At 28.5% G+C, this 824-nt stretch carries 1 protein-coding gene; it reads right to left on the bottom strand.

The window, feature by feature from the left end; all coding sequences use genetic code 11:
* Nucleotides 1–824 (bottom strand): class I tRNA ligase family protein (locus LDP10_RS03025; RefSeq protein WP_265197265.1); only part of this gene is annotated, 824 nt, incomplete at both ends.

Below are 824 nucleotides of genomic sequence, written 5' to 3' on the forward strand. Positions count from 1 at the left end.
ATTTGCCAAGTAAAGAAACTAAAATGTGGTGTAAATGGATATAGCATTTTTATTATAATAATTAAAGCTTCTTGCATTAATGGGACATCTTGTTCATTTTCTTTATTTTTTTTTATGACACTATTTACTAATTCCATAATTGCTGCAATAGCTGTATTAAACGTTTGACGTCGGTTAATATCATCGGATACTTTGATAATAGTTTTGTGTAATTTACAACGTATTTTTTTTTGTTCTTCTGTGAATAATTTTGGATTTAAACTAATATCAATGTTTTTTTGTTTTACATGGTGATATATGAGTTTCCATATTTTTTGTAAAAAACGATAAATTCCTTTTATACCTGATTCTCTCCATTCAAGAGAAGCGTCCACAGGGGCTGCAAACATAATAAATAGCCTAACAGTATCGGCTCCATATTTTTTAATTATTGATTCTGGTTCTATCCCATTATTTTTTGATTTCGACATTTTTATCATGCCAGCATAAATTATTTCTTTTCCATCTTTAGTACATGCTTGTAAGATTTTTCCATATTCATCTCTTTTTGTTTGTACCAATTTAGGAGAAATCCAATGACGTTGTTTTTTTTCATTTAAAGAATAAAAAGCTTCTGAAAGTACCATTCCTTGACATAGTAATTTTTTTATTGGTTCGTTACTATTTACCAATCCAAAATCTCGTAATAATTTATGGTAAAGTCGAATATATATTAAGTGCATAGTAGCATGTTCTATTCCTCCTACATATTGGTCTATAGGTAACCAATAATTAGCGGATTTAGTGTTAACCATTGCGTTAAAATGTGGATCTGTGTATCTAAC

The sequence above is a fragment of the Buchnera aphidicola (Pemphigus obesinymphae) genome (genome assembly GCF_026122815.1).
Classification (GTDB): Bacteria; Pseudomonadota; Gammaproteobacteria; order Enterobacterales; family Enterobacteriaceae; genus Buchnera_C; species Buchnera_C aphidicola_BJ.